Below are 25217 nucleotides of genomic sequence, written 5' to 3' on the forward strand. Positions count from 1 at the left end.
TGCCGCACCGCGCGAAACCATGCCGCCCAAGCCCTCGACAACATGCAGGCGCGCACATAAGATACCCCAGCAGCGAATACCAGGACTGAATGCATGAATGAATTTGCCCGGAGGTGCCTCTTGAGGAAGAAACGCAAGATACGCGCGGCAGCCGGAAAACGGCGCCAAGCTCTGCCAGCGAATGCGAAGGCGGCGAAAGCGAAGAAAAAAACGATGCGGCGCCCGGCCCGTTCTTCGCGGATCGCCAAATCCGCAGCGTCGAAGAAAGCTTCGACGGCTCGAAACCGCTCCCGTTCGCGGGCCAAACGAAAACCGTCAACCCGGCGCGGCACGGATCGTTCAGCGCTGCCCGCGGCGCTGATGCCGGTGCTGCATCCGCCCGTGCTCGACTTGCCCGACGTTTCCTACGCCTCGGATCAGCCGTCCGAACGCCAGCTCTCGGGAGAGCGTCTGACCGTTCTGTATCTCGTGCACGCGTTCTATCCGGAAGCCTTCACCGGAACCGAGAAATTCGTGCTGCATTTGGCCCGGGCCATGCAGCAACGCGGGCATCGGGTGAAGGTCGTCACGGCCAGCGGATCGATTCCCGATCAGCCGGGCGGCGCGGACGGAACCGTCCTTGCCCAAGAATACGTCTACGACGGCGTTCCGGTCATCGCCTACCGCAATATGCCGGCAGTACCCGACTCGCCGCCGTCGGTAACCTCCGATCCCCGGCTGTCGGCCTTTGCCGACGACCTGCTCGCCCGGGAACAGCCGCAGCTGCTTCATATCGCGCACGCCATGCACGGCATCGCGTTCGCGCTATCCGCCGGACAGCTGGGAATCCCGTACGTCCTGACCTTGACGGATTATTGGTTCGTCTGTCCGAAATCCACCTTGGTCCGATCGGATCAACAGCTCTGCGCCGGCCCGGAAGGCGGGATCGCCTGCCTCACCCACTGCGGGATTCCGCAAGCGGACGAGCGGCTCCAAGCGCTTACGCCGATCGTTCATGCGGCGCGGCGGGTGCTCGCCCCGTCCGCTTTCCTGGCCTCGTTCATGAAGCATGTCATGCCCGCGCTGAACGTCGAAGTATTGCCCCACGGCATGCGCGAGGAGACGCTTGCCCCGAACACGCGGTCATACCGGGCCGGAGATCGGATAACGCTCGTATACGGCGGATCGCTGAACGAGCATAAAGGCGTGCACGTGCTCGTCAAAGCCATGTCGTTCGTTCGGTCCCGGCGGGTCAAGCTCCTTGTGTACGGCTCCGGCTCGCCGTCGTATACGGCAACGCTCAAGCGGGCAGCGGCTCGCGACCGGCGAATCTCGTTTCGGGGCGCCTATTCCGAGGCGGATCTCGTCCGTATCTACCAGGAAGCCGACGTAGCCGTCGTCCCGTCGACGTGGTACGAGAACTATCCGCTAGCGCTGCATGAGGCGCTGGCTTCCCGCGTGCCCGTGCTGGCCTCCGATATCGGCGGGATGGCCGAGAAGATCGTCGACGGACTGAACGGCTACGCGTTCCGAGCGGGAGATCCCCGCCGCTTGGCCGGGCGCATCCGCATGCTGCTTCGAAGCCCGGAGCTGATCAACGAACTGAAGGCCGCGATGTCGGGCATGCCCTTGCCTGCGGGCGAGCGCGAAATCGTCGCCTACGAAGCTATCTACTTCGCGCATGCGCGATAGAAGCGGCAGCGAGGCTGCGTGCCGGTCGCAAGCGAACGGCGCGACGGCAAGACCCGTTAGCGAGTCGATATGCCGGCGCGAGATCCGGCAACGCATGAAAAAACCGCCGGGGACTCTCCCTTGGCGGTTGATGGCATGTTTTATTCGGCCAAAACGCGGTTCGCGGACGGTTTCAGGCTCGCGCTGAATCCTTTTCTCCACTTCCCTGCGCCTCCGTAAGTGATCCCAAGCCCGGACGCCGCTGAATGCGGTATCATAAATGACCTTGCATCCATTATAGAGCGGTTGCAAGATACCGTATACGGCATTTTGGCGTCATGCGGACGGGGAACCGCGGTGCACGTCGATTCATCCGGGCCGGCACCTCGCAGGCGCTGTCCTACAGGCTGGGTTCGAACCGGCCTTCATTGCGGTACTTCAGCGGCGAGATTCCCGTCTTGCTCTTGAAGAAACGCGAGAAATCGTCGGCATCCTCATAGCCGGTCAGCTTCGCCACCTCGCCGATCGGGCGCTTCTCCGTCTCCAGCAAATGCTTGGCTTTGCGCAGGCGAAGATGAAGCTGCAGCTGCATCGGCGTGATTCCGTATATTTTCTTGAATTGGTTAGAAATGTAAGTCGGGTGCAGACTGTAGCGCTCGCCTAGCCCGGCAAGATCGATGCGGGTCTCCGGGCTCTCGAGCAATTCGTTCAGAATCGACGTGAACGCTTCCGAATAATCGGCCTTCAAGCGCGCATCCGGCTGGCGCAGCGCCGATTCGATCAGAATGGCGGCCAGCTCCTGCGACTTGGCGCCTCTCATCAAGCTGTCCGCAAGCGATGCGGGACGCTCCGCGCACCGGCGGTATTCCAGGTACAAATGCTCGAATCGTTCCGGGTCGCGCAGACGGAACAGCAGCGGAAACTGAAACAACTGCAGCGCGTCCATGCAGTCCGCGATCGTGAGCGTGAAATGCCACCACAGCATGGTCGTGACTTCGCCCGTATCCTTCACTTGGTCATGAAGCAACCGGGGCGGCACGAGGAGCACATCCCCCTGGTTCGCATGGTAATCGCGGCCTCCGATGCGAAGCCGGCAGGATCCTTCCTTGATAAAGGAGACGACGTAAAACGGAAGCTCCCGGCCAAGCTGCCGAAGTTCCGTACGCCGAAGTACGTCATGCTGCAAAATATGAAGCGATGCTTTCTCGATCAGGTGCAGCCACGGTTGCATGCCGTTCATGGAATCCTCCTGATGGACTGAATAAAGTATGCAGAATGACCTGCATCTTCATTATAAAACGGGGCGGCGACTTAAGCAGGGGGAAATTCGTACGGAATCCGGAACCCGTTTGAACCATTTTTTGGAATATCGGTTACGCAGATGACGTTTTTCTTACCTGCCGGGCCGTTCGGCGCTTGAAACCGCGTTTCGGCACGAGGAATAGCGGCACGAATGCCGCCCGATTCATACGAAGCGCGCCATGAACGGAACGGTGATGCATCAGTTCGCTTCGCTCTCGTGCTGTTCGTTGACTTCTTTCGTGATTTGTTCCCCGCCCTGCTTGTTCCATGCCGCGACGAAGCGGTCGAAGTCGGATATCGGCTTGCCGCCCGTGATGAACTGGAGAAACGCCTTCGTTTCGAGGTCGGTCAGCGCGTTCCAGTCGCGTGCCATCGTCTCGGTCGTGCCGGTAAATTCGTTGAACACGTTGTTCTGCTTCGTGCGCGCGACCACGCCGTTGCCTTCCATCCACGCCAGATAGGTCTTGTAGTTGCCCAGATCCTTCTTCGGGTTGTCCTTCTCCGACTTCACCTGATCGTAGATCGTCCTCTCCGCCGCGTCGAGTATGTCCGGCTGCGCTTTGCCGGCGAAGATCGCGTCGAACTTGCGCACGGTGCGCGCCGTCGTGTCCGTGAACACCGGGGCGATCAGATTATTGTTCAAGCCGAACATATATCGCGTCGAATCGGCCGATTTATAGATGCCGGTCGTCTCGAGCTCCTGCAGCTCCGGAATGCGACGCTGGGATGCCTCCTTCAGCACGTTCATGAATTTCATCGCGAGCTCCGGGTGCGCGAAGCCCTTCTTCACGACCAGGAACGCGTTGGAGATATAGCCGTTGTCTACGTTGACGTGATCGCCCGTCATGATCGGATACGCTTTCCACTCGCCCTTCGGGTTGTTGTCGATCGCGCCCCCGAGCGGCCAGACCGGAGCCCACCATTTGCCGAGTATCAAGCCGGCGCTTCCGTCCGCCAAGAATCCGCTCGTCATGTTGCCGTCGCGAAGCGCGAACTCATGATCGATCGTGCCGTCCTTATACATCTGCGCCAGCTTCGCGAGCACTTCCTTCATGGCCGGCTGCGTCGAGCCGTACACGAGCTTGCCGTCGCCGTCCTTGACCCACATCGCCGGATAGGCATCCATCGCCCATGCGAAAGCGTTCAAGGAAAACGGCTGCGAATCGAACAGCATATCTCCTTTGAGCGCCAGGCCGAGCGTATCCGCCTTGCCGTCGCCGTCCGGATCGTCGTTCTTGAACGCCTTGGCGACGTTCATCAGATCCTCGATGCTGTCCGGAGCAGGAAGCTTGAGCTTGTCCAGCCAATCCTGGCGGACCCAGACCATCTGCACGTTGTTCATGTCCACCACGTTCGGCAGACCGTACAGCTTGGCGTCGAAGGTCGCGTTCTGCAGCGCCTTGCCTTGAACCGAGTCCTGCACCTCCTTGATCGCCGGGCTGGCGTACTGCTCGTAGACCGAAGTCAAATCCTCGAGCATGCCATTATCGTACAGCCGCTTCAGGATCGTCTTCGCCGGCTCGGCGTCGATTCGCTCGACGGTGAAGATGTCCGGCAGGTCGTCGCTCGCGATCATCAGGTTGAACTTGTTGAAGTAAGCGGCGCCGTTCGCCTCCCAGAGCGGCGTCGATTTGATGTTGAGCGCGTTCTCGATATAGGTTTTGTACCGATTCGATTCGAATGACTCTCCCGGAGGAAAGCTCCTCGCCGCTTCGGGGTTGTTGTTCAGGATCGTCGTGAACGCGACGGTTTCCGGATATCTGCCGAACGGATCCGGGCCCGCGTCCGGACGCCGCGCGTTCGAAGCCCCGCCGGATTCGCCGCGGTCTGCCGCCGCGCGATCGGATGCGCGGTTGCCGCCGTTCGAATCGCAAGCGGTTGCAAGCAGCAGAGCCATCAGCATCGCGGCGACGGTCGTTATTCTCTTGCTCATGCAAACCCTTCTTTCGAGATGTTGTTCATCATGAAACCAGTCCGGCAAGGAAAGTCCTCTGCCGGTTCAGCGCACGACTCGCAGGTCGCGCCACGGCTCTTCCTGGCTAGCGAAGGCGCTTATCCCGGTATTCGGAGGGCAGCATGCCGGTTTGGACCCGGAAGATCTTGCTGAAATATTTCTCGTCCTGGAACCCGGTCTTCTCCGCGATCCAATAAATCGGCATATCGGCATGAACGAGCAGCAGCTTTTTGGCCTTCTCCAGCCGAATTTCCTTGGCGGCGTCATGGAACGAACGGCCGACGATTTCCTTGAAAATCGTGCTGAAATAGCCTTGGCTCAAATTCACCTTCGCCGCCAGATCCGCGCGTCCGGCATGTTCTCCGTCCTCCGTCTGCAGCAGCTCGATCGCGCGCAATATCGCCACGAAAACATCGCCCGAGCATGCAAACCCCTTCGCGATCGCCGCCAGCTCGTCGCGATACCGCCCGAACCAGCGCAGCCAGTCCTCCAATGTCCGGAAACGCGCAACATGCTCCCGCCACTGCCGGAAAGGCTCGGAAATCCCGGCCAGCATCGCCCAGGAAGCCGCGCTCCGCTCGAACAGCATGATCGCCGTGCGGCTCGGCAGCCGCAACGTCCGCAGCAGCGACGTCAGACCTTGAAACTCTTTCGCGTCGAATACCCAGCGCATCGCCGTCCAAGCCTGGCGGACGCATTGCAATTCCGTTTCCGACGGCCTCGGAAGACGCAGGGCTTCCAGTTCTTCGAGCGAGACGGACCATGCGCCTTCCGCGAAGGCGTCTTCGTCATAGAACAGCTTCTCGCGCAGCGCGGCAAGCCATTCCGCGGGCTTCGCGCGCGCGTGCCAATCCGTCACCCTGACGAAACCGGCATGGCCGGCCACGGGAGATGCGGACATTTCCGCGATCAAGTCGTCGATCTCCGAACGGCCGCGATTCGCGAACAGCCAGCTGTTCCCGCCGAGCGAGACGGCGCCGCCCGCGGGCTCGAACCGCGCTGCTCCGGCTTCGTCCGCATCCCCCGTGCCGAGCAGGATCAGCGATTGCTTGGCCGGCGCCGCACTAATCGCCAGCGAAGACGGATGCCCTTGATACAGCTGCATGCGATCCGCAACCCGTATCAGCATCTCTTCGAGGTTTTCGTCGGCCAAATTCGTCTTGACCACGTAATCGATCGCCCCAAGGCGCATCGCATCCTGCAGAAAATGAAAATCCTGATGGCAGGTCAACACGACGGTGAATACGGACGGATACCGGCCCCTGACCCGCCTCATCAGCTCGAAGCCGTCCATCGCCGGCATGGTCAAGTCCGTCATAAGCAAGTCGACCGGCAGCTTTTCCATCATTTCCAGCGCGGACTCGCCGTTGTCCGCCTCGCCCACGACTTGGAAGCCGCGCGCTTCCCACGGCAGCGTCAGCATCAATCCTTTCCGGACCCAATGCTCGTCATCCACGATCAATGTCCTGATCATCCCGAAACCTCCTTCATCCTGACCGGCAGCCGCAGCCGCATCGCCGTACCCGCGCCGAGCTCGCTCTCAACCTTCAATCCGTATTCGTCCCCGTAATAGACGGCGACGATATTGTTGACGAACGCGAGCCCGATCCCGAGCCCGACCTTCCTTTGTTCCCCTCCGTCCGCCGCGAACAGCGCCCGGACGGTTTCCGGCGCCATCCCTTCCCCGTTGTCCGTCACCTCGATCAGGAAATGCCCGTCGCCTGTCAGTCGAACGGCGACGCGAATGACGCCGTTCTTATGCTTAAAGCCATGATAAAGCGCATTTTCGACCAGCGGCTGCATCAGGAACCGGGGCATCTCGATCGATGCCGCGTCCTCGTCCAGGTCGATCTCCACGCGGAACTGATGGTTGTAGCGCATATGCTGCAGCTCGATATAATCCCGCACCGTTTGGATTTCTTGCCGAACGGTAACGAGCTTGCCTTCTTTGCCCAAATTGTAATTCAGCACGCGCGCGAAAATCGACAGCAGCTTGACGATCTCTTCCTGCCCGTTGATCCTGGCCAGCCATTGCGCCGAGTTGAGCGTGTTATGGATGAAATGCGGATTGATCTGATACATCAGCTTCTCGACTTCCAAATGGCGCTTGCGCGTCTCCTTCTCTTCGATCTCGGACATCAGTCCGCGGATGCGTTTGCGCATGTCGTAGAAATGCGAGAGCAGCTCGTCGAACTCCTTGATCTGAATGGTATCGGGCGGCTCGTTGAACCGGTTCTCGCCAAGCATCCCGAACTGCGCGCGGATGCGCTGCAGCGGGCGGTAGATCATCGTCCAGATGACCCATCCGATCAGCAGGCCGACCACCAGCGAGAGCAGGGCGACGAGGGAGAAGCGTTTCAGCCACGTGTTCATTTCCTTGTGGTAATCCACGCGGTCGATGACAATCGCCAGCTGGATGCCGTACTTGCTTGGAATATCGAAGAAGACGAAGCTGCTCTTGCGCGCGGATTGAAGCTCCTTGTAGCTTGTTCCCGCCGGAAATTGCTTGTTTCCGCCGCTGTAGATGACGTTCCCCTGCTGGTCCAACAGCAGATGCGTCACCGGCATGCCGTAGGGTTCGCTGTTGAACAATTTGGAGATAGTCGACACGTTCGTCTCGATATAGACGAAGATGGGCGGTCCGTCCGGATTGTTCGAACCCGATTCCGTTTCCCGCATAATCGAGAACACGGAGTTGTCGCTGTTGACGTACAGCGTCCGATGCGGCCCGTTCAGCGTGTAGTTGTCCGTATCCGTGGTGATCTTATGAAAGCTTTCGATGCTCAGCTTCGGGTTAATGTATAAGTTCTCGAATAGAAACTGCTTCGTCTCCGGCAAATAATAAGCGGTGAGGCCGAGCAGCGGATTCGTATAATTGATCAGCGAGATGTAGTCTTCGATTTCCTCGCCCAGCTTCTGTTTGACGACCAAGTCGTCCTTCTTCAGATACGCCTTCAAATCCTTGCCGACCTTGCCCTCGAACGCAAGCTGCCGCGATGAATAGTCGAGGTTGCTCAGCACCGACTCAAGCCCGTTGCGCTCCTGCTCCAGATTCTTCTCGACGCCCCGTTCGACTTTGTTCTGCAGCACGTTGTAGATGCCGTAATAGGAGATCGCCCCGATGAGCGACAACGGGATCATGACCGACAGGAGCAGCATCGCGAGCAGCCGGCGTTTCAGCGTATAGGGCAGCATGCACTGCAAGCGTCTAGCAAAACCGTTCACCCGCAGCACCCCGCGTCCCGTTCCCCGCGGGAGACGGGCGGCTTCCGCTCCAGCCGTAATCCATTCACGAACAAGCCCGCAACCCCCTTCTGTGCGCATCATATCCCAAAAACGAAATCTGCGCAAACGGGCGGTCATGCCCCCGCTAGGCGCGAAGGAAGGGCTGCGAGCTCCCGTGAGGCGTTTTCGTCGAAAAACGGCAAAAGGCGCTCCGCGCTTGGAACGCGGGGCGCCGATCTTTCGATAATGCCGGCAGGATGCTTGCCTGCCGAATCCGGCTTGGCAGCGGAGTATTCGGCAAGCAGCGCATGCTGCATCCTGACCAGCGGAGCAGGAATCGCATTGTGCCGCAGCCGGACAACTGCCGGCCAGAACCGAATTCGGCGGACTGACTCCCGGTTGTCCTCCGATCGCCGGTTACCCGATCGGTCTCTTCGCCGCGAACGTGACGCAGTCCGTCGACAGGATGACGGGCCGTCCCTGCCGGTCGATGTCGAAGACGAGCGGTTTGACCGTGCGAACGAGAACCTCCCAGCCGGCATAATGCTTATCGAACAACGCCAGCAGGTCGGCTGCCGCCAAATTGATTTCGAATAGCGGCTCGAGCGCTTCGCCGGTATCCGCCGCCTTCTCGCCCATGCCCGAACCGACGACGAGGCAATGGATGCCTCCCGCCTTCGTGCCTTGGACCATCTCGGCAAGCTTGGCATCGAGCGCGTCGAGCGAAGCCAAATGCTCCAGCGTCGATACGGCGACGATATAATCGTATCGTCCCGTCTCGATCCCGAACGCCTCGATGCTCGAGAGGACAGGCTGGATTATTGAGGCGACGCCGAACTTCCGGCTATTCGCCGTCAGCTGCGCGATTGCCGATTCCAGCAGGTCAACGCCTGCCACGATGCTTCTTCGGCCAACCAACGCTTCCGCGATCGGAATGCTGTTGCGGCCGACGCCGCAGCCGAGATCCAGCACCCGCAGCTCCTCGCGGCCGTCGAACTCGGCCATCAGCTCCATGACGGTCCGAACCGGCTTGTGCAGCCACGAGCCCGGCTCGAACAATTCGTGCTCGCGATAGCAGGCGTCATGGTAGATCTTCTCTTGTTCGCGTATGTACGTTATCCGGTCCAAGACGACGCCTCCTTTACAGCGGATCATTTGCCGCCTTGCGGTTCGCCTTCGCTGCCGCCCGCGGCTGACGTTGACCTTCCGATTTTGCCTTGCTGCGCCTTGATGACGGCCGTTAATTCCGCGATCCGTTCCTGCATCTCCTGCATCTCGCGCTTATGCTCGCTGCTCGCCGTGCGCAGTTCGTCGAATACTTCGCCCAGCACCGAGCCGTTGATCGCCGATTGGATAATCCAATGCAAGAGGATGCAGCCGATGATCGCCGCGAACAACCAAATCAGAACAGCGACGCCCATTCGCCCATCTCCTTCCGTTTAAGCCGGTATCGCCAACCGTCGCTATTTCATGCCGATCAACCCTGCGCCGGCTTCGCCGCCGTCCGTTTCCACTGACGGATCGACGCTCCAAAGCCCGGCCATGCGCAGCACGTCGGCTTCGTTCGGAAGCACGGGATGCTCGGCATCCGTTCCGGTAAAGGCGAGATTCGCTTCCCGCTCTTCCCGGCTAAGCTCCCCTTGGTCGAGCAACGTCTCTCCGCGCTCGCCGATATACGCATAGCCGCGGACGATTTCGCCGTTCGACGATTTGACCCATGCCTGATAGTCGACCACGCGATGCGTCGCGAAATAACACGCCTCGCCGAAGGCCAGACTCAGTCCGGCGAGCATCTGCAAGGGTCCCGCCGCTTCCGGCATGGAGAGGTCCGGCATCGATGCGTTGACCACGAACGTCCAGCCGCGCATCGGAGGGGCGACGAAATAATAGCCTTGGTAGGCGCCTTCGATGCCGGTCCGCCAATTAGCCCGCTGCCGGCCTGCCAGCTTCAGCAGATCCGCGACCGCGCGCGTATCCGTCGTTTTGACCGCATACCACTGGCATTTGTAGCCGAACGGAACCGGCATGTCCGGCGCGGCATCGAACGATACGCCGGCTTGTCGATCGCGACTCCCCGTCGAACGTCCTTTCTGCGCGTTCTTCTGAAATCGCCATAAGCCGAAAATAAGCATAAAAAACATAACGGCCGGAACCGCGGCCGCGACGATTGGACTCAAAATTTTCAATCCCCTTCATGCTGCAATGGTTTGATCAAGTAATAATGCTGATGTCCGAGGGGGGCATTATCGATGACGGCAAGCTCTTGGTAACCGTGTTTCCTATAAAATTCCGGCGCTTGGAACGAGAACGTGTTCAGCTTGACGAACGTGCAGCCGCGTTCCGCCGCGGCGCGTTCGACGGCCGCCAGCAGCGCGGAGCCATGCCCTTGGCCGCGGCAGGCGTCGTCCACCCACAGAATGTCGACTTCGATCCAATTCCAGCAATAGACGCTCAGAATCCCGCCGACGATCCGGCCGTCCGCATCGCGCTGGACGAGATCGATTTCCTCGTACCGGCTGCTTAACGCTTCCGGCAAATGGCTGCTGTTGAAGGCGATCAGCCGGTTTCGAATATATGTGCTCTCTTCGCGAGAGCTTGCCGGTTCCGGCATTCGCATGTTCATGATGCAGCCGCTCCTTTTTTCAGTTCATTTTGCGCATGTTGACCGCATAGGGCGCAAAGCCGAGGCTTCGCCAAAACCGTTCCCCGCGCGGATTGGCGCTCAGCACATCGATGACGACCGCCGCGCCGGGCGGGAAAGCCTCCGCCTCCAGCAGCGCGATGCCCGCCCGGCCGATGCCTCTCCTCCGGTATTCAGGCCCGATGAAATACTGCCGCAGATCGATTTCCTGCCGATCCTCCGCATAAGGATGAGGCCTTGCCCGATAAAGCGCGTATCCGGCCGTCGCCTGCTCCAGTTCCAGGATCGCGCAAATCCAATCCGTTTGGAGAAAGCCCCGCATGCGCGCTTCCAGCTCGGCCGGACCCATCGGATTCTCGCTGCCCTCGTCCGCGATCAGCTGCCGGTTCATGCCGGCCAGCAGCGCCGCATCGTCCGGCACGGCGAAACGAAACGTCAATAGACTCGACACCTTTTACCGCCTCCTGCCTGCTCACTCCCAAATGCGATCCAATTGATCCGCATAGAAGCCGATCGCCCGGCCGTATGCTTGAATGCCTTTGTCCTGGCTCGTATCGGCGAGCTGGCGCAGCAGGATGTGCATCGCCGCGGCATGTTCGTCTAAATTATACAGCACCATGGCATAAAACGTCTCGAACTCGCGCCGCTCGGGATATTCGCGAATCGCGGATTCGAACAGTGCCCGGGCCTCGCCGTACCGGCCCAGCGTTCGGAGCGTGCTGCCGATACCGAGCATGGCCCCCGGCCGCGCCTCGCCCGCCAGACCGAGCTCGAGCGCGCGCTCGTAATGCGCCACCGCTTCCCGCTCCAGTTCCATGACATCGTGCACCCAGGCGTATTGGTACCAGAGATCCGGATTGCCCGGTTCTTGCTTCAGCAGCTCGGCCAGCATCGCTCGGGCTTCTTCCGGCCGTCCCTGCTCCCGGAGCGCGATCGCTTCTTGCGCGTTCATCATGACGCAACCTTCCTGTACCGCTCGAAATTTAAAATCATGGCTCATTACGCATCCGATTTCCCGGGCTTCCATCCGGTCTTCTGGCTCCAGCGGCTGGCGCTTCGCAGGATGTCCCAGACGTACGTTTCCTTCTCCTCCGTGTATCTGTCGCGTTCATGGCGCAGCGACTTGGCCAGCGAATGCTTGACGGCGGCGTAACGTTTCGCTTCGTGCGCATGGGTTCGAACGTAGTCCCGGAACAACAGCGCCAGCTGCTCCGTGAAGCTTCCTTGCTCCCGGACATGGATATGCGTTCTGCGCATGCCGTCCGACTCCCGGAAATACCGTTTCGTCAAATCGGGGTTATCGTCCCGAAGCACGTAACCGAGATCGGCGAAGACGTCGGCCAATTCGCGCTTGTCGTTAAACCTCTCCACGGACACCTGGATATCGATGACCGGTTTGGCATCCAAACCGACGATCGCGGTGGACCCGATATGGTCGATCCGCAGCGCACGCGCCGCAAGGGCATGGCGAAGCCGGCTGCCGATCTCGTTGAATTCCGCCGGCCAATTCGCGTCATAGGGCATGATCACGATCGGATCTCTCATGACTTCACCTTCCTTGTCAACGAATACGCCGCATACCCGATCAGAAACAGCGCGAAGCACGCGAGAAAACAAATCGCATACCCCGTCCATCCCACATGCATGACGATAAAATAGCTGTCATGGTATTGAAAATCGTTTTTCTGCGTTTGAAATTTTGCCTGCATGCCCAATAAAATAAAATACACCAGCCAAGGAAAGGCTGCGGAGATACCCAATCCTGCCAATAATAGACGCAATTTCATAGTCCATCTCCCTTCGCGGATTAACGTCATGTAAGGAAACGCCGATGTGTTGCGCCTTGCCGGTAGTTAGCTCTCCGTGTCGTTGCGCCAATGAACCTATCCAATTACGGCCCGTCTGCTTCAAGCATTCGAATCGCGTGGCCCAGCCGGTAAAGCTCGGCCAAATCGAACCTGCCGTCGCCTTCGAACCGGCGAACCGCCTCGCCGATATCGACGGCTTCGACGCGGACGACCCGCTCGCCGTCGGCGGGATTGAGGGGTTGGCCAACGACGTACACTTCGCCATATCCGACCGTTCTCCGAAAGCACGGATGCGGAATGTAAGGCCGGTAAGGCGCTGGCGCGCTCGAGCGGCATCGAAAATAGCCGAAGATCCGATAGGACGCGAGCTCGGCGCCGAGCTCCTCCATCAGCTCGCGCCGCAGCCCGTCGAGATAAAATTCCCCGGCCTCGAGCGTCCCGCCGGGCAATTCCCACCGTCCGTCGTCCAATTGCATCATGACCACCTTGTCTCCGACATGCGGAATGATGCTGACATTGCTGACGAGCGACAAATCGCCGGCTTCATCTGAAATGACGAACGTACCCGTCACCGTTCCCCAGACGATGGGCCCGGACAGCGTGGGATAAATGCGAGCATCCAGCGTGTTCAGCTTCATGCCTCCTCTTGTGTTTCGTAAACGCAGTCGAATCCAGCGATGAGTGCCTGTCCGTCTTATTTATTGCGGGCCTGTTGCAAAACAAGCAGAACCGCGCCGACGACCAGCGTGACCGCGATCAACGTCATGATATACATCGCGTCCATCGTGCTTGATCCATCGTGCCGTATATGGTTGAAATAAAACAATTCGACGATGAGCAGCACGATCCATCCTGTCTTCCATCCATTGCGGCTATTGGACATCCGGCCGAGCACCTTCTTTCGCGCGCTGCAGATCGCGTTCCATCGCTTCTTTGGCAATATCGCGCCGCGGCAGTCTATGAATAACTTCAGCCAGTTGGATTGCGATGACAATTAGGAGCAGAATGACGACAATTTGGAAAACCATCGCTTGCGACCTCCTTTGACAAAAGCGATCCGTTCGATCAGTTTCACACCTGCGCGTTCGAGGTTCTACGTATCAGGCAGTTTGAACAAGCCTAGGTTTGACTCAGCCGCTATCGAAACGGGTTCTCCAGAACGACGAGATGTTCCGGTCTTTTCAAAGGAAGCGTTCCCAATTGCAGTCAGAGGTCGATTCCCATGTGAATCGTGATGATGCTGCCTTTATGATCGACGGGCACGATCTTCAGATCGAAGGGTTTAAAACCTTGTTTGTGCTAGAAGGCCAGCCCGCGCGCGTTCGTTCGATGGCAGGATAAGTCCATTCGCTTCGCGCGATGTTCGGTTTCTACTCGCCCCGAAACGACAAGCCTTTGCGTTCGAGCGCCCGGCTCAGCAGCTCGATTGCCTTCGGTCCGATGCCGTGCAGTTCCTTGAACTCGCCTACGCTTAGTCCGGACAACTGGTCCAGACTGGTCAGCCCGGCGTTCGCCAATGCGCGCTGCGCGGGTTTGGACAGCCCGTCCGGCAGATCGCTGCCCGGTTGTTGACTTTGAGCGGTACTCAAAAGATCCATCCTCCTTTGGCATGAACGATGCTGATCGCCGATCCGAAAGCAGCGGCCACATGATCATTGTTCTCCGAAGCTTCTCAATTTCCTTCTTCATCCAAGACCGAAGCCTTGTACTTCCGGTCAAATTCTTCGTTCCGTTGCTCCAGCAGTTCTTTGTAGCGTCCGGAAATACCCATAAAGAAGCAATCGTAGAGGACAATCAACAGTCCCGCGACCGCGAGGCATATCCCTATGACATGCGCTGCCGATCCGCCCGTCTCTTGCAGTGCTTGATGCATTCTCGACGTCCTCCACGCCGTGACGTTCGGCAAGTAAATCACCGCCGCGATGCTCGTGCCGAGATATAATAAGATCCCGCAGAACAGCATCGAAATGCCTGCAACGATACGTTTCAACGCCCTCACCTCGCTGCTATCGTACCTGCCGATAGTTGATCATTGCCCGTGTTCCTCCCAAAAGGCACTCTCCCATTATAACGGTATTCTAAATATTGGAAAACAAAAAAAGGCGCCGGCGGCGCCCTTCATGGCAACCGGCTCCTTCAAAAGGCGCAAAAAACCTTGTCCGCCTCACTCCGCGCTCGCCGATGCGCCTTTTCTTTTCCAAAGCCGATGTCCGGCATAGATAGCGAGCAGAAACCCCGCGTAGACGCAGATAGCGGCGATTAACGACGAACGATCGCCCGCGATCCGGTCGCCGATGAAGGCGAACACGAGCATGCCCGGGATTTTGCCGATCAGCGATGCGCCCGCATAGACCAAGAACGGGATCGGCAGCGCCGCCGCATAGACGTTCACCGCCTGCTGCGGGACGACCGGGAGCAGCCGCGCTACGACGATCGACCGGAACGGGCGGCGCTCGACGAGGGTCGTCCAGCGGTCGGTCAGGCGATAACGGCCGAGCAGCAACCTCGCCCGGTCGCGCAGCGTATACCGGAATGCGCCGTACATGATAAGCGCGGCAAACCAAGCCCCGGCTAAGCTCATCAACGCGCCGAACAGCGGTCCGTATAGATAGCCCATCGTGCCGATGACGACGCTGAACGGAATGACGGGCACGCAGGCAAGCCCGGCTACGATGAGCAGCATCAGCGCCGGCGGAACGCCGCCGCCGTTGATCCAGGCGATAAGCTCGGTCTTGTTCGCCCATACCGCGGCGACGATGACGAGATAAGCCGGCAGCGGCAGCCATCGTTTCCAGGCCGGCGTCCGGCTTCGCGGACCGTCGTTCGATTCAGTGTCCTTTACCATATTCAACCTCGATCGAATGCGACATTTTGCTCAAGTCCGATAATCTCCGTTCGTCTTGCCATTAATTAACCCATGCCCCCATTATAGCGTGCTTGTGCGCCCAGGGACAGGCTGGCGCGATCGGCATCGCCGTATATGCGTATGGCTGCGGACGCATGCGGCGGGTGCATGCGGCAAAAAGGCCGCCGGAACGGTACGGCAACTGCCGTTTCCGTCTCCATGCGGCCTCTCGTACGAGGTCCAGCCGTCGGGCTTCCGAAATCGATCAGGAAGCGATTACGCCAACCAAGTCAGCTTGAGCAGCACGGATTCCCCGGCCGCAAGCGGCAGCTCGATGGTTCCGATGCCTTCGGTCACGGCCCCGGACCACAGATCCTCCAGCCGGTAACGGGACGAGCCCCGGCCCGCGGCCATGCGCTCCGCCGATACGGACTTGACGGCCGACGACGCCTGGTCGAAATTAAATACGGCCAGAAACACTCCTTCGCCTTGGATGTCCAGCATGAACGCATCAATCGAGCCCGAACCGGGAACGCCTTCGACCGGAACGAATGTCTCGCCGCGCCGGGCCAGCGCCAAGACCTTGTCGTTCGGCAGCCATTCGGACGCCCGCTCCCGCGCTTCCTCCTTGCGGAAATCGTCCCCCAGGAGCAGGACCGTTCCGCTGACGACCGAGGCGTTCAACCGGCTTCGGCCTTCGTGATAAGACGTCGCATCCTGATTGTAGCTCTTGTAGAGTACCGTATGGTCCGGATCGTTGAACCGGTAAAGCGCATCGTTCGCCCACCACGCGCCGCCGAGCGAGTTCAGCATGTATTCCGTGTCCGAGAGCGTCCCGAAGGCGTCGCACGAGATGCGCCGGCTATGCCCGTATTGGTACGGAAACAGCGGCGCGATGGACAGATTGACGTGAAACGGACGGCCGATCCGTTCCGGGGCGAGCAGCTTGCGCACGTAGTCCATGCCGAGGTTATACGCCTGCAAGCCCGTTTGCGCCGACGGGTCGTGATGCCGGCCCTCCAGCGCCCCATGCCCCAGAAAATCAAGCTTCACGTAGTCGAAGCCCCAGTCCACGAAGCGGTTCAGATGGTATTCGGTCCGCAGCAGATTGCCGGGATGGGTCGGATCGATCGCCAGCCCGCCGTCCAGTTCCGGCAGCAAGTTACCCTCGCGGTCTCGCAGCAGCAGCTCGTCGTACGTATAACGTCCGTCCGTTCCTTCGACCTTGCGACTAGCATCTTTCCCCCAGAAAGCGAACGGCGTCCAATAGATGCCGGCTTTTTGGCCGTTGCGGTTGACATGCGCCACCGCCTGCTCGAGCTGCTCCGACGTCAGATTCGTCCAGAACGAATCGAAATTGATATAGATGTCGCCGTTATTGTGGAAGCCCCGATCCTGCATCCCGCGCAGAAAATCCGACGTCTTGACGTACAGGTCGTAATCCAGCTTGTCGGCGGCCGCGGACCAGCTGTTCCAACCGAACGGCACGCCATGCTCCCACGCGAGCGCGGGAACGATCGCCGCATTGGCTTGCCCGAACGCCTCGAGTCCCCGGCGGTAATCCCCGTAAACGCCGATCCAGATGTCCGGCGAAGCGATCGTCGCCCCCGTCACGGCGCCATGCGCAATGCTGTCCCGGGTCAGCTCGCCCGCCGCCCCGCCGTACGCTTCGACCGTCTCGATATGAGCGCCGCTCCCGCTCGCGAGCTTCAGTCCCGTTTTCCACGTATCGTGCCGGACGGACCCGATCACCATGCCTTTGCGCGATACCGGCTCATAGACGGCGGTCGCTTCGTAGCTCTCCAGCGCCCCGGGCATAACCGTCGTCTCGTACCTGACCCATTTGTCGTTATCGAACGGCACGCGGAGCGCCAACAGCGCAGCGGCGGCTTCCTTGCCATCGGCCGATTGTTCGCAGCCGCCGCTGCCCAGCCTGAGCGAGCCGATTGCCGAAGCGGCCAGCACCGGTGCCAAATAATTCGATGTCAGCGTATCGCCCGCCCGGGCCTCCAGCTCGAAGCCGACGACGATCGACGGCCGCTCCTCGTAAAGCGTAAAATGCTGCTTCAGCAGCGGGAGCTCCGGCGCTTCGTGCCGAACCGCGAGCCGGATGCCGCGGACGGCGCCGTCGTTCACTTCCTGTACCGCATCCTCGCCTGCGGTATGAATCCCGTAATCCGTCGTAAGCAATACGTCGTTCCCGAAGCGGTACGCGGCAGTGATGCCCCTCAGCACCGAGCCGTCCTTCCAAGCGAGCTCATAGCTGCCGGCCGCCAGATCGACCTGCAGTTCCAGCAAGCCGTTGTCGACCTTCAACAGCGCGCCGTCCGTCGACGTCCTCAGTTGCGATTGTTCGATCGTCATGGTTTCAACCTCCCGAATTGAATGCCTGAAGGGGGCTTCGCAGCCCCCCGCGCAACGCTATTTCCAAAGCTCCATGCGAGCCTTGTAATTGTCCGTGATGGCTTTCTCGACGCTCTCGTCGCCTGCCGCCTTCATCTCCGCCAGCATGGCGTCGAAGCCCGCGCCCGCTTCCTCCTCGGATTTGGAGATGATGATCTTGGTCAGCGACTGCTTCATGATATCCTGCACCTTCTGGAAGCTGAGCGATACCGGCGTGCCGCCCTCGGGGTTCAAGTTGTCGTACGGCGAGGTGTCGTAGACGGAATCCAGCAGGTTCTTCGTCGCCATTTGCTCGATTTCGCCCCGGTTAAGCCGCGAGATGTCGTACGGCGATCCGTCGGAGCCGAGGCCGTTCTTGATGAACCAGGTCCACGTGCGGATGCCCGTTTTCTTGGTTTCGCCCGCCCAGTCGTCCTTCAGCGCCTTCAGCACCTCCGGCTTCGGCGTATGCTTGCCGTCCTTGACATCCCAGGTTTGGCCCTCGACGCCCCACATCAACAGGTACTGGCCTTCCTCGCTGGCCAGGTAATTGATGAATTTCATCGTTTCTTCCGGATGCTTGTTTGCTTTCGTGATGGCGATCGCGTCCCAGCCGAGCGGACTGCGCGGACCGAACGTCGTTTGCGACGGGTCCGTGCCGGGCGCCACGACCTTGTAAGCGAACAGCTGCTTATCCAAGCCGCCGTCCTTCTTCAACGCGCCGTTCGCGTTGCCGAGATCCCAATACGCGGATACGGTGGAGAACACGATGCCGTTCGAGATCTTTTGCTCCCACGTCTGCGATTTGTTGACCGCCCAATCCTGCTCGATCAAGCCTTCGCGGTAGAGCTTGTTCATATAGAGGATCATGTCGCGGTATTTGGGATCCTTCACGTCGAACTTCAGGCTGTCGCCGTCTTCGAAATACGGCTTCATGCCCCACATGCCCTTGAACGTCCCCAGCACCGCGCCCATGTTCTCCGCGTTCAGCGTCAGCGGAATCGAAGGCTTGCCGTCGATGCTCGGATATTTCGCTTTGAAATCCTTCAGCAGCTGCTCGAATTCGTCCGTCGTGAACGGCTGGCCGCCTTCCGCTTTGTCCGGGGCGAGCTCCTTGAGCAGATCCTTGCGCATCTGAACGCCGAATACCGGATCGTTGTCCATGCCGTACCAGTTGGAGAGGTAATAGTTCTTGCCGTCCTTGAAGCGCGTTTTCTGCAAAATATCGCCGTACTGCGACTTCACGTCCGGTCCGAACTTATCGAGCAGGTCGTTCAGCGGGATGATGGCGCCGGCCGCGATGTATTTGTTCACGATCTCGCCGCCGCGGTCCATCAGGATGATGTCCGGCAGGTCGTTGCTCGCCAGCATGAGGTTCAGTTTCTCCGACGGGTTGCCGGTCGGCTGCTGGATCTCGACCTTGACGCCGGTGCGCTTCATGATCTCCTGGGCGACCGGATTGTCGAAGGCGGCGCCGGTGTTCTTATCGAAGAAGGTCAGCGTGATCGGCTCGGACGGCTTGTCGGCGTTCCCGGCGTTCGCGTTGTTGGCCGCCGCGTTCGTGCCGGCATTGGACCCTCCGTTCGCTCCTTCGTTCGCGTTGCCGTCTCCGTTGCTGCCGCATCCGGCAAGCAGGGCCGGCATTAACGCCGCCGCGAGCACGACGGGCAGAACTTGTTTTTTCTTCATGGAAACTTACCCCCTATAGGCATAGTTGATGAATCGGCATGGATCTTCCATCGGACGGATGGCTGTCGTTTCCGGCAGGCCGGGCGCGGGATGGCCGGCGTTCACCCCTTTCCATTAGCATCGGTCCCGGTCAGCTCTTCACGGAGCCGAGCGTCATGCCTTTCACGAAATAGCGCTGCAGGAACGGGTATACCATGACGATCGGGATCGTGGCGACCATCGTGGCGGCCATGCGGATCGTGTCCGACGAGACCGCCAGCCGCTTGCTGGAATCGGCCAGCTTCTGGGCGTCGGATACCATCGCGCCCGTCTGGTATTGGTTGAGGATTTTGACGAGCACGGCCTGCAGCGTCTTCAGGCTCGACTTATACGTGAACACGTAGGAATCGAACCAGGCATTCCAGTGCCCGATCGCCGTGAACAGCGCGATGGTCGCCAGTACCGGCATCGTCAGGGGCATGATGATCCGGAAATACACCTGCAGGTCGTTCGCGCCGTCCATCTTGGCGGATTCCGAGATTTCCTGCGGAAGCTGCTCGATGAACGTCCGCACGAGAATCATATAGAAGACGTTCATCAAGCCAGGCAGAACGAACACCCAGAACGAGTCGATGAGCTGCAGGTTCTTCAGCACCATGTAGTACGGGATCAAGCCCCCGCCGAAGTACATCGTGAAGATGAAGTAGAGCGTCACCGGCCTTCTGGCCACCAGCTCGCGGTTGCTCAGCGGATACGCGAGCAGGCTGATCACGATGACCGTCAGCGGCGTGCCGATCACCGTCCGCGCCACCGTCACCCAGACCGCGTGCAGGATCTCATGGTCGGTCAATATTTCCTTGTAGCTGGTAAAATTCAACTCCCGCGGCCAAAAATAAATGCCGCCTTTGATCGTGTCGGACGCGCTGTTGACCGACAGGACGAGCACGTTCCAGAACGGATAGAACGTCACGAACACGATCGCGAACAGAAATAGGTACACCACGCCCGCGTACAGCAGGTCCCCTGCCGATTTGCCTCTCATGCCCTCACTCCTTCGCGTATAGTCTGCGGCTTAGAACAGCGCTTGGTCGTTGACTTTCTTGGCCAGCCGGTTGACCATGAGCACCAGGATGAACGCCACGAGCGATTTGAACAGGCCGACCGCCGCGCCGTAGGAGAACATGCCGTTCTGCAAGCCGTACCGGTACGTGTACGTATCGATGACGTCGGAATATTTCAGCACGAGGTCGTTCTGCATCAGGTATTGCTGGTCGAAGCCCGCGTTCAGCACGCCGCCGACCGCGAGAATGAGCAGGATGACGATCGTCGGGCGCAGCGCCGGCAGCGTGACGTGCAGCATTTGGCGGATGCGGCTCGCGCCGTCGACCCTGGCCGCTTCGTACAGCTCCGGGTTGATGGAAGCAATGGCCGCCAGATACATGATGGCGTTGAAGCCCATGTCCTTCCACATGTTCGAGAACGCGATGATCCACCAGAAGTACGGGCCGTGCTGAAAGAACGCGATCGGTTTGTCCGTGACGTTCAACAGCATGAGCACCTTGTTCACGAGCCCCTGCGAGGACAGCACCGAGATGATGATGTTGGCCGCGATGACCCACGAGATGAAATGCGGCAGGTAAGACACCGTCTGCACGAAGCGCTTGAACGCTCCGCTCCGCACCTCGTTGATCGCGATGGCGAGAATGATCGGCGCCGGGAAGCCGAACGCCAGGCTGAGCAAGCTTTGGGCCAGCGTGTTCCGGAGGATGATCCAGAAATCGCCGCTGTCGAAAAAATACTTGAACCACTGCAGTCCCACGAACTCGCCGCCGAAGAAAGACGACGCGAACGATCCTCCGGGCTGGTAGTTGATGAAGGCCATATACAGCCCGAACATCGGCGTATAAGAGAACAGCAGCGTGCATATGAAGGCGGGCAGGATCATCAGCCACAGAAACTTCTGGTTTCGTAACCGTTTCCAATTGCCGGTTCGCCGCGCGGCCGGCGGCAGGCCGGAAGCCGCATGTTCCACTTGGGTTTTCACGATCGCTTTCCTCCGTCCATTAGGTTGTCGTAGCGGGAACAATCCCAATTATAGGAGACAACCGGCCGCCGCATCCATGCAAACATCCGCCGATTCATGCTCCAAACCTCCTCAGTTGCGTCCGTCCCATTGTTGAAATCCATCGGCCGACATACAATAATGTAGCGGAAGCTCGTGATTGGACAGCGATCGCATGCGATAACCGGAAATAGATTCCACTTCATAGAGAAAGAAGGATACATGCCCATGTACTCGATCCTGCTTGTGGACGACGAAAAAATGGAATTGGATACGCTTTCACGATATGTGCCGTGGGAGTCGATGAACATCGCCGTCGCCGGCACGGCCAAGAACGGCAGAGATGCGCTCGAACTGGCCCGCACGCTGGATCCGGACATTATCCTGACCGACGTGCGCATGCCGATCATGGACGGGCTCGAATTCGCGAAGCGCGCCAAAGCGCTCAGCAAACGGGTAAAGATCGTCTTCCTCAGCGGACACGACGAGTTCCAATATATCAAAGCGGCCATCGCCGTGGAAGCGTCGGGCTACCTATTGAAGCCGATCGATCTCGACGAGCTGCGGACCTTGATGGAGAAAGTGAAACAGAAATGCGACGAGGCGCGGCTGGCCGAGCAGACGCATGCGATGGCGGCGGAGAAGCTGCTCCGCACGCTGTTCATCGAGCAGCGCGGCGAAGCCCGCTCGGAAGCAGCGACCAAGCTGCTCCGCATGGGAGGCATGGCCGACCTCCTGCGCGGCCCGCTCGCGGCCGCCTGCCTGACGATCGGTTGGACCAACGGAGACGAAGGCTCGGCGTCCGCCCAAAGTCCGCCCAAGCAGCTGGAGGAGGGCCTGGGCGAAGCCGTGCGCGCCCGCCTGAAGGCGCTCGGCTTCGCCGGCGCCCTGATCGATTGGGAGTACGGCTCCTTTGCCGCGCTGTTCCCGGCCGACGATTCCCGCAACGGCGACGCGCTGTGGACGGCGCTTCAGCGGGAGATGCAGGAGAGCTTCCCGGTGCGGCTGACGATCGGCCTGTCCCGTCCGGGCGAACGGCCCGAGGATGCCTTCGCCCTGTTCAAGGACGCGCGCGCCGCGGCCGAGCATGACTTCTACCTCGGCAAGGGCTCGCTGCTAAAGGCGGAAGCGATGCGGGAACCCCATACGGAGGAGTTCGGCGTCGAAGAGCATCAAGCCGCGCTCGTCCGCGCGATCGGCCAATTGAAGCCGGAGGAGGCCGACCATGAGATCGACCGGTTCATGCGCGCGCTCAAGGAACGGTACGTGCATCGCCATCCGGCGCGCGCCGCCGCCGTCCGCCTCCTGTCCGGCGTCAAGCAGCAGCTCGGCGCCTCCGTCAAGGACGCTTCTTCCGGCCTGAATCGCGGCGAGTGGGAGATCATGAACAACTGCGAGGTGCTCGATGATATCGGCGACTACTTGAAACAGGCTTGCGGCAGCCTCATCCTCGTCTTCTCGGAGAAGGACCGCGACCGCCATCTCGGCATCGCCCGCAGCATCGAAGCGATTCTCGACCGATCGTTCCACCTTGCCTTGACCGTCGAGGACATCGCCAAGGAAATCTACCTGTCGCCGAACTACATCCGCACGATATTCAAAGAAAAGACCGGCCGAACCATCCTCGAGGCCATCACGGACAAACGGATGGAACGCGCCTCCGCCCTGCTCGCGGACCGCTCGCTCAAGATTCACGAGATCGCCGGGCAGGTGGGTTACGAGAACGTGTCGTATTTCTGCTCGCTGTTTCACAAGACCGCCGGGGTTACCCCCAACCAGTACCGCAAACAATTCTATTGACGATGGAGGATGAAGCCTCGTGCACCGCCCGCTGGAACGCTATCTCATCAGGCCTTTCCTCGACATGCGCCTGCGCAACAAGCTGTTCGTGGCGCTCGGGCTCGCCTCCGTCGCGCCCCTGCTGTTCTTCGCCGTCTACTCGTACGAAACGATGAAGAACGAGCTCAGCCGCCAGATGTACGCCAGCATGGCCACGACGACCGACCAGATCGGCGCCAATCTGAAAATGAAGCTGGACTCGTATTCCAAAGTATCCTCCTCGCTCTATCTCGACCGGCGACTCCGGGACTTCCTGTCCGCCGACTATACGAACAGCTTTGCGTACATCGACGGCTACGACTACGTCGACGGCGTGTTTCGCAGCATGCTCGTCACCAATTCCGACATCACGAGCATCGCCGTCTACCTGGACAACCCCACGCTGCCCGTCGACGAGGTCTACATCAGGCGCGCGAACGCGGACGCGAAGCGGACGCCGTGGTACGAGGCCGCGAAGAAAGCCTTCGGCAACGTCACCTTCACCCCCATGCCGGCGACCCATCCGACCGACCAGCAGGTGACGCTGGGTCTGCAGGACCGCAAACCGTCCCGGATCGTGCTCGCCCGCCTGCTCGACAACGACAGCCTTAACTTTCCGTACGGGGTCCTGGCGATGGACATTCCGGAGACCGACCTGTACGCCCTCATGGCGAAGGAGAACCGCAACAAGGACCTGTTCATCGTCTCCGAACAGGGCGTCATCATCTCCGCCCGGGACAAGGCGAAGCTGAACCATCCGCTCGGCGAATACATCAAGGGCAGCCTGGAGCAAGGACGGACCGGCAGCTTCCTCGGCCGGTACGACGACGAGAACGTCTACGTCGTCTACAACTCCATCGAGAACGGCTGGAAAGTCGTCTCGATCGTCTCCTACGACAGCCTGCTCAGCAACGTCAAACGGGCGTTCTCCCGCCTGTTCACGATCGCGATCGTTTGCGTCCTCCTCGCGATCGTGCTGATCTACGTCGCCGCCCGGATGTTTACCAAGCGCATCGAGAAGCTGCTGCAGATCACGCGCCGGATCGAGCGCGAGGACTTCGACGTGCAGGCCGGCTCCATCTCGCAGGACGAGGTCGGCCGTCTGATGTTCGCCATGACCAAAATGGCGGGCCGCATGAAGGCGCTCATCAACGAGGTCTACAAAAAGGAGATCGCCAAGAAGGAAGCCGAGATGAACATGCTGCAGGCGCAGATCAATCCGCATTTCCTGTACAACACGCTGGCGTCCATCTCCGCGCTCGCCATGCGGAACCATGACGACCGCATTCAGTCGATGGTCACGCATCTCGCCAAGTTCTACCGCATCTCGCTGAACAAGGGCAAAACGATCGTAAGCCTCGGCGAAGAACTCCGGCTGACGAATTCCTACATCGCGATCCAACAGCTCCGGTTCAACGGGCTGCTGCATTTGCATTATGCGGTAGACGAAGCCGCGCTGCCCTATCCGGTCGTCAAGCTCGTGCTCCAGCCGTTCATCGAGAACGCCATCAACCATGCCGTCTGGGATGACGATGCCGGCATCGCGATCATCATCAAAGCCCGCATCGAAGACGACGCGCTCGTGCTGGAGGTCATCGACGACGGCATGGGCATGCGCCCGGAGACGCTGGCGCGAATCCGGAGCAGCGCGGCGGACGACGCGGCCGGCGGCGCGGCGGTCGGCGCGATGGACGGTTCGACGGGCGGGTACGGCATCCGCAACGTCGACCGCCGCATCAAAATGACGTTCGGGGACGCCTACGGCGTGCGGATCTACAGCCGGTTCGGCATCGGCACGACGGTCCAGCTGCGGGTGCCGCTCAGCGGCCCGCTGTAGAGGCCTTCCGCGCGCGAACGTTGTC

At 60.0% G+C, this 25217-nt stretch carries 26 protein-coding genes; 4 read left to right on the top strand and 22 right to left on the bottom strand.

Going from position 1 to position 25217, the window contains the following annotated elements:
* Positions 1-120 precede the first annotated feature (120 nt).
* Positions 121-1671 carry a glycosyltransferase family 4 protein gene (locus AC50YL_RS00255; protein WP_494828372.1) on the top strand — a complete coding sequence of 517 codons (1551 nt, stop codon included), beginning with the start codon at positions 121-123 and terminating at the stop codon, positions 1669-1671.
* A 379-nt stretch (positions 1672-2050) separates the two neighbouring features.
* Here AC50YL_RS00255 and AC50YL_RS00260 read toward each other — a convergent pair whose 3' ends face one another.
* From AC50YL_RS00260 to AC50YL_RS00330, 15 genes are all read right to left on the bottom strand, one after another.
* Positions 2051-2890, bottom strand: coding sequence for a helix-turn-helix transcriptional regulator (locus AC50YL_RS00260; protein ID WP_494828374.1), 840 nt, complete (start codon positions 2888-2890; stop codon positions 2051-2053).
* A gap of 261 nt (positions 2891-3151) precedes the next feature.
* Complete coding sequence (locus AC50YL_RS00265; RefSeq protein ID WP_494828376.1) at positions 3152-4885, bottom strand: type 2 periplasmic-binding domain-containing protein; 1734 nt, start codon at positions 4883-4885, stop codon at positions 3152-3154.
* A 106-nt stretch (positions 4886-4991) separates the two neighbouring features.
* The gene (locus AC50YL_RS00270; protein ID WP_494828378.1) at positions 4992-6380 is read right to left on the bottom strand and encodes a response regulator; all 1389 of its coding nucleotides are present in this window, start codon (positions 6378-6380) and stop codon (positions 4992-4994) included.
* Complete coding sequence (locus tag AC50YL_RS00275; protein ID WP_494828380.1) at positions 6377-8131, bottom strand: cache domain-containing sensor histidine kinase; 1755 nt, start codon at positions 8129-8131, stop codon at positions 6377-6379. The genes AC50YL_RS00270 and AC50YL_RS00275 overlap by 4 nt, the downstream gene beginning before the upstream one ends.
* Before the next feature lie 417 nt (positions 8132-8548).
* Positions 8549-9259 carry a class I SAM-dependent methyltransferase gene (locus AC50YL_RS00280; RefSeq protein WP_494828382.1) on the bottom strand — a complete coding sequence of 237 codons (711 nt, stop codon included), beginning with the start codon at positions 9257-9259 and terminating at the stop codon, positions 8549-8551.
* A gap of 23 nt (positions 9260-9282) precedes the next feature.
* On the bottom strand, positions 9283-9552 hold the full coding sequence (locus AC50YL_RS00285) for a hypothetical protein (protein ID WP_494828384.1): 270 nt from the start codon (positions 9550-9552) through the stop codon (positions 9283-9285).
* 42 nt (positions 9553-9594) lie between these two features.
* Positions 9595-10308: a hypothetical protein gene (locus AC50YL_RS00290; RefSeq protein ID WP_494828385.1), complete on the bottom strand. Its 714-nt coding sequence runs from the start codon at positions 10306-10308 to the stop codon at positions 9595-9597.
* A gap of 5 nt (positions 10309-10313) precedes the next feature.
* Positions 10314-10754 carry a GNAT family N-acetyltransferase gene (locus AC50YL_RS00295; RefSeq protein ID WP_494828386.1) on the bottom strand — a complete coding sequence of 147 codons (441 nt, stop codon included), beginning with the start codon at positions 10752-10754 and terminating at the stop codon, positions 10314-10316.
* A 19-nt stretch (positions 10755-10773) separates the two neighbouring features.
* Entirely contained in the window at positions 10774-11223 is a 450-nt protein-coding gene (locus AC50YL_RS00300; protein WP_494828388.1) for a GNAT family N-acetyltransferase, read from the bottom strand.
* A gap of 21 nt (positions 11224-11244) precedes the next feature.
* Positions 11245-11727 (bottom strand): tetratricopeptide repeat protein, encoded by a 483-nt coding sequence (locus tag AC50YL_RS00305; RefSeq protein WP_494828390.1) that lies wholly within the window; start codon positions 11725-11727, stop codon positions 11245-11247.
* Positions 11728-11771: 44 nt separating this feature from the next.
* Positions 11772-12317: a GrpB family protein gene (locus AC50YL_RS00310; protein WP_494828392.1), complete on the bottom strand. Its 546-nt coding sequence runs from the start codon at positions 12315-12317 to the stop codon at positions 11772-11774.
* Positions 12314-12559: a hypothetical protein gene (locus tag AC50YL_RS00315; RefSeq protein ID WP_494828394.1), complete on the bottom strand. Its 246-nt coding sequence runs from the start codon at positions 12557-12559 to the stop codon at positions 12314-12316. Before AC50YL_RS00315 ends, AC50YL_RS00310 begins: the two co-directional genes overlap by 4 nt.
* Before the next feature lie 104 nt (positions 12560-12663).
* The gene (locus tag AC50YL_RS00320) at positions 12664-13218 is read right to left on the bottom strand and encodes an NUDIX hydrolase (protein ID WP_494828396.1); all 555 of its coding nucleotides are present in this window, start codon (positions 13216-13218) and stop codon (positions 12664-12666) included.
* Positions 13219-13274: 56 nt separating this feature from the next.
* On the bottom strand, positions 13275-13463 hold the full coding sequence (locus AC50YL_RS00325; RefSeq protein WP_494828397.1) for a hypothetical protein: 189 nt from the start codon (positions 13461-13463) through the stop codon (positions 13275-13277).
* Positions 13453-13608 carry a hypothetical protein gene (locus AC50YL_RS00330; RefSeq protein ID WP_494828399.1) on the bottom strand — a complete coding sequence of 52 codons (156 nt, stop codon included), beginning with the start codon at positions 13606-13608 and terminating at the stop codon, positions 13453-13455. Before AC50YL_RS00330 ends, AC50YL_RS00325 begins: the two co-directional genes overlap by 11 nt.
* 172 nt (positions 13609-13780) lie before the next feature.
* Between AC50YL_RS00330 and AC50YL_RS00335 the strand changes: the two genes are divergently transcribed.
* Complete coding sequence (locus tag AC50YL_RS00335) at positions 13781-13921, top strand: hypothetical protein (protein WP_494828401.1); 141 nt, start codon at positions 13781-13783, stop codon at positions 13919-13921.
* A 29-nt stretch (positions 13922-13950) separates the two neighbouring features.
* On the opposite strand, the gene AC50YL_RS00340 is transcribed toward AC50YL_RS00335, so the two are convergent.
* From AC50YL_RS00340 to AC50YL_RS00370, 7 genes are all read right to left on the bottom strand, one after another.
* Positions 13951-14169: a helix-hairpin-helix domain-containing protein gene (locus AC50YL_RS00340; RefSeq protein ID WP_494828403.1), complete on the bottom strand. Its 219-nt coding sequence runs from the start codon at positions 14167-14169 to the stop codon at positions 13951-13953.
* 83 nt (positions 14170-14252) lie between these two features.
* Positions 14253-14570 (bottom strand): hypothetical protein, encoded by a 318-nt coding sequence (locus tag AC50YL_RS00345; RefSeq protein WP_494828405.1) that lies wholly within the window; start codon positions 14568-14570, stop codon positions 14253-14255.
* Between the two features lie 174 nt (positions 14571-14744).
* Positions 14745-15425, bottom strand: a complete 681-nt coding sequence (locus tag AC50YL_RS00350) for a TVP38/TMEM64 family protein (protein ID WP_494828407.1) — start codon at positions 15423-15425, stop codon at positions 14745-14747.
* 276 nt (positions 15426-15701) lie between these two features.
* Positions 15702-17789, bottom strand: a complete 2088-nt coding sequence (locus AC50YL_RS00355) for an alpha-amylase family protein (RefSeq protein WP_494828409.1) — start codon at positions 17787-17789, stop codon at positions 15702-15704.
* Between the two features lie 57 nt (positions 17790-17846).
* Positions 17847-19496 (bottom strand): extracellular solute-binding protein, encoded by a 1650-nt coding sequence (locus AC50YL_RS00360; RefSeq protein WP_494828411.1) that lies wholly within the window; start codon positions 19494-19496, stop codon positions 17847-17849.
* 130 nt (positions 19497-19626) lie between these two features.
* Positions 19627-20517 carry a carbohydrate ABC transporter permease gene (locus AC50YL_RS00365; RefSeq protein WP_494828413.1) on the bottom strand — a complete coding sequence of 297 codons (891 nt, stop codon included), beginning with the start codon at positions 20515-20517 and terminating at the stop codon, positions 19627-19629.
* A gap of 30 nt (positions 20518-20547) precedes the next feature.
* On the bottom strand, positions 20548-21420 hold the full coding sequence (locus tag AC50YL_RS00370) for an ABC transporter permease (RefSeq protein WP_494829743.1): 873 nt from the start codon (positions 21418-21420) through the stop codon (positions 20548-20550).
* Between the two features lie 345 nt (positions 21421-21765).
* Here AC50YL_RS00370 and AC50YL_RS00375 point away from each other — a divergent pair, with 345 nt between their 5' ends.
* Positions 21766-23337: a response regulator gene (locus AC50YL_RS00375; RefSeq protein WP_494828414.1), complete on the top strand. Its 1572-nt coding sequence runs from the start codon at positions 21766-21768 to the stop codon at positions 23335-23337.
* 19 nt (positions 23338-23356) lie between these two features.
* Positions 23357-25192 (top strand): cache domain-containing sensor histidine kinase, encoded by a 1836-nt coding sequence (locus AC50YL_RS00380; RefSeq protein ID WP_494828416.1) that lies wholly within the window; start codon positions 23357-23359, stop codon positions 25190-25192.
* The last annotated feature ends 25 nt before the right edge of the window (positions 25193-25217 follow it).

The sequence above is a fragment of the Paenibacillus sp. J22P277 genome (genome assembly GCF_059383675.1).